General features: G+C 43.0%; 9 protein-coding genes. 8 read left to right on the forward strand and 1 reads right to left on the reverse strand.

What is annotated here, in order from left to right:
* The first annotated feature begins 7 nt into the window (after positions 1–7).
* The 8 genes from nuoJ to BM135_RS05700 all read left to right on the forward strand — a co-directional run bounded on the left by nuoJ (position 8) and on the right by BM135_RS05700 (position 9,407).
* Positions 8–538, forward strand: a complete 531-nt coding sequence (nuoJ, locus tag BM135_RS05665) for an NADH-quinone oxidoreductase subunit J (RefSeq protein ID WP_092518691.1) — start codon at positions 8–10, stop codon at positions 536–538.
* Positions 535–837: an NADH-quinone oxidoreductase subunit NuoK gene (gene nuoK, locus BM135_RS05670; protein ID WP_092518692.1), complete on the forward strand. Its 303-nt coding sequence runs from the start codon at positions 535–537 to the stop codon at positions 835–837. Before nuoJ ends, nuoK begins: the two co-directional genes overlap by 4 nt.
* On the forward strand, positions 834–2,678 hold the full coding sequence (gene nuoL / locus BM135_RS05675) for an NADH-quinone oxidoreductase subunit L (protein WP_092518693.1): 1,845 nt from the start codon (positions 834–836) through the stop codon (positions 2,676–2,678). The genes nuoK and nuoL overlap by 4 nt, the downstream gene beginning before the upstream one ends.
* Before the next feature lie 19 nt (positions 2,679–2,697).
* A complete protein-coding gene (gene nuoM, locus BM135_RS05680) occupies positions 2,698–4,218 on the forward strand; it encodes an NADH-quinone oxidoreductase subunit M (protein WP_092518694.1) in 1,521 nt (506 codons plus the stop codon).
* Between the two features lie 6 nt (positions 4,219–4,224).
* Positions 4,225–5,682 (forward strand): NADH-quinone oxidoreductase subunit NuoN, encoded by a 1,458-nt coding sequence (nuoN, locus tag BM135_RS05685; protein ID WP_092518695.1) that lies wholly within the window; start codon positions 4,225–4,227, stop codon positions 5,680–5,682.
* A gap of 469 nt (positions 5,683–6,151) precedes the next feature.
* On the forward strand, positions 6,152–8,146 hold the full coding sequence (betT, locus tag BM135_RS05690; protein ID WP_092518696.1) for a choline BCCT transporter BetT: 1,995 nt from the start codon (positions 6,152–6,154) through the stop codon (positions 8,144–8,146).
* 491 nt (positions 8,147–8,637) lie between these two features.
* Positions 8,638–8,913, forward strand: a complete 276-nt coding sequence (locus BM135_RS05695; protein WP_092518697.1) for a PAAR domain-containing protein — start codon at positions 8,638–8,640, stop codon at positions 8,911–8,913.
* A 35-nt stretch (positions 8,914–8,948) separates the two neighbouring features.
* Positions 8,949–9,407 (forward strand): hypothetical protein, encoded by a 459-nt coding sequence (locus tag BM135_RS05700; protein ID WP_092518698.1) that lies wholly within the window; start codon positions 8,949–8,951, stop codon positions 9,405–9,407.
* Positions 9,408–9,665: 258 nt separating this feature from the next.
* Here the strand turns inward: BM135_RS05700 and BM135_RS05705 are convergent.
* On the reverse strand, positions 9,666–9,841 hold a 176-nt coding region (locus tag BM135_RS05705), incomplete at its 5' end, for a transposase (protein WP_175485974.1).

The following is a 9,841-nucleotide window of genomic DNA, read 5'->3' on the forward strand; positions in this document are numbered from 1 at the left end:
GATGTTCATGGAATTTACATTTTATGTCGCAGGGCTGGTTGCCATTCTCGCAACCCTCAGGGTAATAACCCACACTAATCCGGTTCATGCACTGTTGTATCTGATTATTTCCTTGTTGGCACTGTCCATCGTATTTTTTTCGATGGGCGCCTATTTTGCAGGTGCTTTGGAAATCATCGTTTATGCGGGCGCAATCATGGTGTTGTTCGTCTTCGTCGTGATGATGCTGAATTTAGGAAAATCAGTTGTCGAGCAGGAACGGTTATGGCTACAACCCAGAGCTTGGATTGGCCCGTCAATCCTGTCTATTGTGCTGTTGATTGTGCTGATTTATGCCATCACTACTCTGTCATCCGCTAAAATCAGCGGTGAAGTGGTCAGTGCCAAAGAAGTGGGCATTAACTTGTTTGGCCCTTATGTATTGGCTGTGGAATTGGCATCTTTGCTGCTGCTGGCTGGATTGGTCGTGGCTTACCACATTGGCCGTGAAAATCGACAAGGGGAAGTGATCAGCAACCGTGCGGAGGATCAACAATGATAGCGTTACACCACGGCCTCATTCTGGCGGCTATTCTGTTTATATTGGGCTTCACTTGCCTGATTATCCGCCGCAACTTGTTATTCATGCTGATCGGGCTGGAAATCATGATCAATGCTTCAGCGCTGGCATTTGTTGCTGCTGGCAGTTTTTGGCTCCAGCCTGATGGTCAGGTGATGTATATTCTGGCCATTACTCTGGCAGCAGCCGAGGCGAGTATCGGTTTGGCACTGTTACTACAGTTGCACCGTCGTCGCCAAAACCTGAACATTGATATAGTCAGTGAGATGCGCGGATGAACTTACTCTATTTAACAATTCTGCTGCCACTGCTGGGATTTTTGCTATTGGCATTTTCCCGTGGCCGCTGGTCTGAAAATTTGTCAGCTACCATTGGAATTGGTTCTATTGGACTGGCTGCATTGGTCACATTCTGGGTAGCAATTGAGTTCCTTACTCATAATGGAGCAGGGGGGTTAGTCTACAGCCAAACATTGTGGAACTGGATGGCTGTCGATAATTTCAGCATCCCCGTTAATTTGGTATTGGACGGATTGTCACTGACAATGCTAAGTGTTGTAACCGGCATTGGCTTCCTGATCCACATATACGCTTCTTGGTATATGCGTGGTGAAGAGGGGTACTCCCGTTTCTTCGCCTATACCAACCTATTTATCGCCAGCATGGTAGTATTGGTACTGGCAGATAACATGCTGCTGATGTACCTCGGTTGGGAAGGTGTTGGCCTGTGTAGTTACCTGCTGATCGGTTTCTACTACAAAAGCCCTGCCAATGGTGCGGCGGCGATGAAAGCTTTTATTGTGACCCGTGTTGGTGATGTATTCCTTGCCATTGGAATGTTTATTCTTTACGACCAGCTCGGTACGTTGAGTTTCCGTGAATTGGCGGTATTGGCTCCACAACATATCGAAGCAGGCTCTACCGCGATCACTTGGGCAACCCTGATAATTCTGGGTGGTGCTGTAGGTAAATCAGCTCAGCTACCATTGCAAACATGGCTGGCGGATGCGATGGCAGGTCCAACACCGGTTTCTGCTCTGATCCACGCTGCTACGATGGTTACCGCGGGTGTTTATCTGATTGCCCGCAGCCATGCGTTGTTCTTGATGGCACCAGATATTCTGCATTTGGTCGGTGTTATCGGTGCAGTCACCTTGCTGCTGGCAGGTTTCGCTGCACTGGTGCAGACAGATATCAAACGAGTTCTGGCTTATTCCACCATGAGCCAGATTGGTTATATGTTTCTGGCTCTGGGGGTACAGGCGTGGGATGCAGCAATCTTCCACCTCATGACCCATGCGTTCTTCAAGGCATTATTGTTCCTTGCTTCTGGTTCGGTGATTCTGGCCTGCCATCATGAGCAAAACATCTTCAAAATGGGTGGCCTGAGCAAGCGGATTCCATTTGTTTATCTCTGCTTCATTGTAGGTGGTTCTGCATTGTCAGCACTGCCATTACTGACCGCAGGTTTCTACAGTAAAGATGAAATCTTGTGGGGCGCGTTGGCAAATGGTCATATGAACCTGATGCTGGCAGGACTGATTGGCGCATTGATGACATCACTGTATACCTTCCGTATGATCTTTATCGTGTTCCACGGTGAAGAAAATACCAAGGCTCATTCAGTCAAGGGCATTACTCATACCTTGCCATTGTCGGTATTGCTGGTGCTGTCCACCTTTGTTGGCGCGCTGATTGTGCCCCCGTTGGCGGGTGTTTTACCCGAAAGCAATGCAGGGAATGATGGCAAAGTGACATTGGAAATCATTTCTGGTGTAGTTGCCGTTGCCGGTATCTTGCTGGCGGCAGTGCTGTATCTGGGCAAGCGTCGCGTAGTCAATGCCACTGCGAACAGTGCTCCGGGGCGTTTCTTCTCCACTTGGTGGTTCCATGCATGGGGATTTGATGTGCTGTATGACTGGGTATTTGTGAAACCATTTAAAGGTATCACCCGTCTTATGCAAAACGATCCTTTGAATTCACTGATGAACATTCCAGTTATATTGTCACGTTGGGGCAATAAAGGGCTTCGTTGGAGTCAGAACGGACAAGTCCGTTGGTATGCGGCCTCTCTGGGGTTGGGTGCAGTGCTGGTTTTAGCTCTGCTGCTTTTGGTTTAATTAAGGGACATATTGCGCCATGCTACTACCTTGGCTAATTCTTCTGCCCTTCATCGGAGGCCTGCTGTGTTGGCAGACGGAGCGCTTCGGCACTCGTATGCCGCGTTGGATAGCGCTTCTGGCGATGGGACTGACACTGTTACTCTCCCTGTATCTGTGGTTGCAGGGGGGTTATACACTCACCAACCCACAAGGCATTCCACAGTGGCAATCAGAATTTCTGCTTCCGTGGATCCCCCGTTTTGGCATTAGCATTCATCTGGCATTGGATGGTTTATCCTTGTTGATGGTGGTGCTGACGGCATTATTGGGCTTGATGGCGATCCTCTGTTCGTGGAATGAAAACCAGCCATACCAAGGCTTCTTCCATCTGAACTTGTTGTGGATACTGGGTGGTGTGATGGGGGTCTTCCTTGCCATCGACCTGTTCTTGTTCTTCTTCTTCTGGGAAGTGATGCTGGTACCGATGTACTTCCTGATTGCACTGTGGGGACACAGAGGTTCGGAAGGTAAAACCCGTATCACTGCGGCAACAAAATTCTTCATCTATACCCAAGCCAGTGGTTTGGTGATGCTGATTGCGATTCTGGCATTAGTTTTCATTCATCATGATGCAACGGGTGAATGGACATTCAACTATGAAAAACTGTTGAATACGCCAATGTCATACACGATTCAATACCTGCTGATGCTGGGCTTCTTTATTGCATTCGCTGTAAAAATGCCGGTTGTTCCTTTACACGGCTGGTTGCCTGATGCTCATAGCCAGGCACCAACAGCAGGTTCGGTTGATCTTGCGGGTATTTTGTTGAAAACAGCGGCGTATGGATTGTTGCGCTTCAGTTTACCATTGTTCCCACAAGCCTCTGCGGAATTTGCTCCGATTGCAATGTGGTTGGGTGTTATTGGCATTTTCTACGGCGCGTGGATGGCATTCAGTCAGACTGACATCAAGCGCCTGATTGCTTATACCAGTGTTTCCCACATGGGTTTCGTTCTTATCGCCATTTATACGGGTAGTCAATTGGCTTATCAGGGAGCGGTAATTCAGATGATTGCACATGGTTTGTCAGCTGCTGGGTTGTTCATTCTGTGTGGTCAGCTATATGAACGCCTGCATACCAGAGACATGCGCCAAATGGGCGGATTATGGTCAAGAATTCAGCTCTTGCCAGCGATATCCCTATTTTTCGCGGTAGCGACATTGGGTATGCCGGGAACCGGTAACTTTGTTGGTGAATTTATGATTCTGTTCGGCAGCTTCAGTAAATTTACTCTGATTACTACAGTATCCGTGTTCGGTTTAGTTTTTGCCTCCGTTTATGCACTATATTTGATGCAGAAGGCTTATTACGGTACGCCAAAAACTGATGAGCCATTACAACGGATGGATGTGCGTGAAATTTCCATTTTGCTGCTGTTGGTTGTCTTGTTGGTGATTTTGGGTATTTACCCACAGACAATCCTTGAAACCTCAGCCGCAGCGATGAGTAACATCCAGAATTGGTATTCAGCTTCACTTTTAACTACAAGGCCGTAATTCGCCATGACAATAACTTCTGAACAATTGATCGCACTGTTGCCGCTATTGATCGTCGGGTTGACGGTGGTGGTTGTGATGCTGTCCATTGCGTGGCGACGCGATCATTTCACCAATGTCACCTTGACGGTGATTGGTTTAAACTTAGCCCTGCTCTCTCTCTATTTTGTGGGACTACAGGAGCCAATGGATGTCACGCCATTGATCCATGTAGATCGTTTTTCAATGTTCTATTCCGCTCTTGTGCTGATTGCGAGCCTTGCAACAACAACATTTGCCTACTCATGGCTGGAGAATTATCCCGATAACAAAGAAGAATTTTATCTTTTGGTGTTGATTGCGGCGGTTGGGGGAATTTTGCTCTCTTCTGCCAACCACATGGCATCGCTGTTTATCGGAATTGAATTAATCACTCTGCCGCTGTTTGGTTTAGTGGGCTATGCGTATCGCCAAAAACGTTCGTTGGAAGCGAGCATCAAATATATGCTGCTGTCTGCGGCTGCATCTTCATTCCTGCTATTTGGTATCGCACTGCTGTATGCTGAATCCGGTGACTTGTCTTTCGCATCATTGGGTAAGAGTCTGAGTGACAGCAAATTGCATGAACCGTTGATTTTGGCTGGACTGGGCATGATGATCGTGGGATTGGGTTTTAAACTTTCCCTTGTGCCTTTCCAACTGTGGACACCGGATGTTTATCAAGGCGCACCAGCACCGGTATCAACTTTTTTGGCGACGGCAAGTAAGGTTGCTATCTTCGCAGTGGCTATGCGCTTATTCCTTGAAGCACCAGTCACTGATAGCACAACTCTGCGTATTGCACTGACCGTGATTGCTATTGCTTCTATCCTGTTTGGTAACTTGTTGGCATTGACACAAAGCAATATCAAACGTCTGCTGGGTTATTCATCCATTGCTCATCTGGGGTATTTGCTGGTGGTATTGATTGCCATCAAAGATCACACATTGGCAGAAGAGACAGCGGGTGTCTATCTGGTCGGTTATTTGCTTGCCAGTATCGGAGCATTTGGTGTAGTCAGCCTGATGTCCAGTCCATACAGAGGGCCGGATGCTGATTCATTGTTCTCATATCGTGGACTGTTCTGGCATAAACCGATACTGTCGGCAGTTATGACTATCATGATGCTGTCACTGGCGGGAATACCATTAACATTTGGTTTCATCGGTAAATTCTATGTCATCGCGACAGGCGTTGAAGCAAAATTGTGGTGGTTGACCGGAGCGGTTGTTGTTGGTAGTGCTATCGGCCTTTACTATTATCTGCGCGTGATGGTGAGCTTATACCTGCCGGCCCCGAAAGCACTGAACCGTGATACACCACACAACTGGGCATTCACTTCTGGCGGGATTGTTGTACTACTTACCGCATTGCTGGTGTTGATCCTCGGTGTTTGGCCACAACCCTTGATCGATATTGTTCAGCAGGCGAAAAGCGTTTTGTAAGACAATAATCTGAAAATCATATTTTAAAGGCTCAGTCATGTTGGCTGAGCTTTTTTGAACTCTATCTACAAGAGATGAGTTGACCGAAAAATACAGAAGAAAAGTGGCAAAACAAATAATCGTTAAAAAAAATAAGGAACTTACATCGAATGAAGAATGTAACTAACTCATTATTATAACTTCAGATTCAATACACATTTCTGTGATGCTGATAACTTCTCCAAGTATTCATTTTGCTGATTAAAACAACGCCTTTATCCCCAATTTATATACCCTTATGTAAGTACAGTTGTTTTTACTTTTATGTTAAGGTGACCTTTCATGTAGGTTGAGTGAATTATGAACACAAAGCGCCTGCGAGGTGTATAACCCTTTATTGGGATTATATGTAATTTTATGAAATCTCTATAAATATTGCTTACTGGAGTAAATAGGAGATAGTGTCGAACATTAATTTTGAAGGATAATTATGAGTCAAGATAATACTGGTCAGTTAAAGACTAAAACCTCCATTAACCCGCCAGTTTTCTTCTTCTCAGCGTTTTTAGTCATTGCACTGGTGACATTCGCTGGTTTGAAACCCGAACTTGCCGACCGATGGTTTAAGGCGTTGCAGCAGGATATTTTTGTTAACGCCAGTTGGTTTTATATCCTCGCGGTTGCTTTAATTCTGCTTTCGGTTACCTATCTGGGGTTGTCCAGATATGGCAATATCAAACTGGGCCCTGATCACGCTGAGCCAGATTTCAGTTATTTTTCCTGGTTTGCCATGCTCTTTTCTGCGGGTATGGGTATCGGGCTTATGTTCTTTGGCGTAGCCGAACCGGTGATGCATTATTTGTTGCCTCCGGTGGGAACGCCCGAAAGTATTACTGCGGCGAAACAAGCAATGCAGTTAACTTTCTTCCATTGGGGGCTTCACGCTTGGGCCATTTATGCGATTGTTGCTTTGATTCTGGCATTTTTCAGTTATCGACACGGCTTGCCTTTAACCTTGCGTTCAGCGCTGTATCCGATTATTGGCGATAAAATTTATGGGCCGATTGGTCATGCAGTCGATATATTTGCTGTCATTGGTACTGTATTCGGCGTTGCCACCTCTTTAGGATATGGCGTTCTTCAGGTAAATGCAGGTCTTAACCATTTATTCGGATTGCCGATCAATGAAACTGTACAGGTTGTATTGATCGTTGTTATTACCGCTTTAGCAACCATTTCTGTTGTTTCCGGTCTGGATAAAGGCATTCGTATCTTATCTGAATTGAATCTGGGTCTGGCATTTTTATTATTGATCTTAGTAGTTGTGTTGGGTCCAACTGTACTGTTGCTGAAATCCTTTGTGGAAAACACGGGGGGCTACCTTTCGGAAATTGTCAGCAAGACATTTAATCTTTATGCCTACGAACCCAAATCCAGTAATTGGCTGGGGGGATGGACATTACTGTATTGGGGATGGTGGTTATCGTGGTCTCCATTCGTTGGTATGTTTATCGCAAGGGTTTCCAGGGGGCGAACTATCAGGGAGTTTGTAACCGGCGTCTTATTTGTACCGAGTGGTTTTACTCTGATGTGGATGACGGCATTCGGTAATAGTGCCATTGACCTGATTTCCAATAAAGGGGCGAAAGAGCTGGGCAACACAGTACAGACGGATGTTCCTTTGGCACTGTTTAACTTCTTGGAATATTTTCCATTTCCTAACGTTCTTTCATTTATTGCGATGGCTATGGTAGTCATGTTTTTTGTTACCTCAGCGGATTCAGGCGCAATGGTGGTTGATACATTGGCTTCGGGCGGTGCCCAACATACGCCAATCTGGCAACGGATCTTCTGGGCAGGCTTAATGGGCGTTGTTGCTATCGCACTGTTAGTTGCTGGTGGCTTGTCTGCTTTGCAAACAGTAACGATTGCCAGTGCGCTTCCTTTCTCCATCATCTTATTGATATCTATTTATGGTTTACTCAAAGCATTGCGGGTTGATGCATATAAGAAAGATAGCCAGCAAATGACCACGATTGCACCTACAGCCAGCCGGAATCCTATTCCGTGGCAGCGAAGATTGAGAAATATCGTCTATTATCCTAAGTGTTCGCAGGTGAAGCGTTTTATGAACGAAATCATCCAGCAGGCAATGGGAATGGTGGCTGAAGAATTAGAGAAACAAAATAAAGTTGTCATAATTAATGATGAAATGGATGACCGGATTCATTTGGAAGTAGATTTTGGCGACAACTTCAATTTTGTATACGAAGTTCGTTTAAGAAGTTATATACAGCCCGCATTTGCTCTTGCTGGTTTGGAAAATGATGATAGAAATGAAGAGCAAAAATATTACCGTGCGGAAGTTTATCTCAAAGAAGGTGGACAAGACTATGATTTGATGGGTTGGACTCAAGAACAGATCATCCACGATATTTTGGATCAATACGAGAAGCATATTCACTTCTTGCATTTGGTTCGTTAGTAATTAGTTGGTTAATAAATACTTGGTTATAGGAATTATTGTTCGCCACTGAATAGGGAAAAATGGTGTCTATGATATTGAGGAAAGTAAAATAAATAGATTTATTGAGTATAATACCAGAATATTTTTTTTATTTTTAATAAAATAGCCGCGAGTTGAATAATTAAAGCATGGTGCTTATTGAAATATTTAGAAAGCGAAAATCTTGAATTAGATGAAAGTAAGAATCACGATTTTTAGAGAAAATAGTAGATTCTGGAAAATTTATAAAAGTATCTAAAGTTCAATCTGACTTGTTATGAAGAGATAAAGTCAATATATTGTTCTGTATTCTTTTCATTAAAGGTGATTACTTAGGTTGATTCTTTTAGTCTATAGGATGTACAATAAATGATCCGCAAATCAGAAAGCCGACTAAATTATTTAAATGTTAAATTAAACTATGGTCAGTTATTCCACTAGAAATTGAATCTAAAACAGGAGGAAATAAAATGGCAAAAGGAAATTTTTTGACAGTTGGAGATAAAACAACGTGTGACGGAGTTATTCTAACAGGAACCAGCAACATTAAATTTTACGGAAAACAAGTGGCAATTGAAGGTTCTACTGTGACTTGTGGGAGATATTCAGGTAATTATGCTATTGTGGGTGGGGTTGGTTCTTTTTTGGATAAAGGAATAAAATTAGCAGGGACTTTAGATAGTCGAACTACTTGCCCTTGTAATGCTGGTCTTATCCATTCTATCCCTGATAGTTACCAAAAATAGATTTCAAGATACGTTGCAGCGGCAAGGTAAATAGTATGGAAAGCTATAAAAAATATACTATGGATAAAGCTGATTTAATATTACATCCTATAATTGGTGGAGAGCTGATGTTATTAAATTACGTCGGATTTGCACAAGAGAGTAGATTTGAGTTTTTAAGAAAAATAGAGGGTTATGACCGAATGGATGATTTTGAAATATTGGGAAACATTGACTTAAAAGAATATATTTACAGCGATTTTTTTATCATTAATGAAGATTCTTATACAAAAGATAAAGTCTATTTAATGGATGCAAATAACATTGATAATTTTGTTAGGAATTACTTGAACTCTAGTCGTTTTTTTGATGGTAATACATTTTTTATATCTTCTCTAAATAAGATTTTGATTGAGTTTCAATATGACGGTTATATATTTCTGCATAAACTACCAGTTTTGTTGAATGAGCATGGTAAATCTATTATTTCAAATAAAACAGCATATTATGTTTGATTCTTTACTCATAAAATTCTGGTGGGAATATTTCTAAGGAAATAACAATAATTATAAAGGAATAACGTACAGATAATATCTCATTACGACATTTTCTTATATTATTATATCCTTGGTTCCTTATGATAATATTGTTTCATACTGTTATGCATGAAAAAGGGACATTTCTAAATTAACGGGAAATTGTCACATTCTCTTTAAAGCCAAAAAAAATAAACCGGAAAATAAGCACGAGCGTGCATTAATCAATCTAAGTGCTCAAGAAAAATTAATTGCAAATTGATCACCATAACCGTCCAATAAAGTATTTAGCTCATCCTCCATTGTATCCTGAGTCCAGGTGATAAAACGTCGCCAGTGATATTTGGCTTGTTTCCAGATGATTTCAATCAGATTCAGTTCGGGGCTGTAGGCAGGAAGATAAAGTAAAAGCA

Source organism: Xenorhabdus japonica (assembly GCF_900115195.1).
In the GTDB taxonomy this organism is placed as follows: Bacteria; Pseudomonadota; Gammaproteobacteria; order Enterobacterales; family Enterobacteriaceae; genus Xenorhabdus; species Xenorhabdus japonica.

Excerpts from the sequence above, each read along its gene's own strand:
- nuoJ (WP_092518691.1), top strand. The coding sequence starts at position 8 with ATGGAATTTACATTTTATGTCGCAGGGCTGGTTGCCATTCTCGCAACC.
- nuoK (WP_092518692.1), top strand. The coding sequence starts at position 535 with ATGATAGCGTTACACCACGGCCTCATTCTGGCGGCTATTCTGTTTATA.
- nuoL (WP_092518693.1), top strand. The coding sequence starts at position 834 with ATGAACTTACTCTATTTAACAATTCTGCTGCCACTGCTGGGATTTTTG.
- nuoM (WP_092518694.1), top strand. The coding sequence starts at position 2,698 with ATGCTACTACCTTGGCTAATTCTTCTGCCCTTCATCGGAGGCCTGCTG.
- nuoN (WP_092518695.1), top strand. The coding sequence starts at position 4,225 with ATGACAATAACTTCTGAACAATTGATCGCACTGTTGCCGCTATTGATC.
- betT (WP_092518696.1), top strand. The coding sequence starts at position 6,152 with ATGAGTCAAGATAATACTGGTCAGTTAAAGACTAAAACCTCCATTAAC.
- BM135_RS05695 (WP_092518697.1), top strand. The coding sequence starts at position 8,638 with ATGGCAAAAGGAAATTTTTTGACAGTTGGAGATAAAACAACGTGTGAC.
- BM135_RS05700 (WP_092518698.1), top strand. The coding sequence starts at position 8,949 with ATGGAAAGCTATAAAAAATATACTATGGATAAAGCTGATTTAATATTA.